Source organism: Shewanella electrica, from assembly GCF_022321485.1.
Classification (GTDB): domain Bacteria; phylum Pseudomonadota; class Gammaproteobacteria; order Enterobacterales; family Shewanellaceae; genus Shewanella; species Shewanella electrica.
In genome coordinates, this window is the sequence record NZ_JAKOGG010000317.1 from 1 (window position 1) to 269 (window position 269).

The 269-nt window shown below is 55.4% G+C and carries 1 protein-coding gene; it reads right to left on the bottom strand.

Going from position 1 to position 269, the window contains the following annotated elements:
* Positions 1–237: hypothetical protein (locus L9G74_RS20740; RefSeq protein WP_238898648.1), on the bottom strand; the 237-nt coding region annotated here is incomplete at its 3' end.
* Between the last annotated feature and the right edge of the window lie 32 nt (positions 238–269).

Sequence of the window (269 nt, forward strand, 5' to 3'; positions counted from 1 at the left end):
GGTCAGGTCAGTGAGGGGCTTGAGAACCTCCGGAGTGGCGAGGCCACCGCAACCGACTTGACCTTGTGTTTGAGTTTGTGCTTGATGCTGAGGCTGAGGCTGAGGAATCTTCAGCTTAAGCGTTGGGCGCGTGCCAGAGGTTTGGACCGGGGCCACTGGATACGTTTCTTCCTTGATCAGCCTGCCGCCGCTCCCCAATCGGGCGGATGTAGATGAATTCAATTTGGTGTAATCCACAAATTTGTTCCCCCTTTCCAGGACAACAGGAG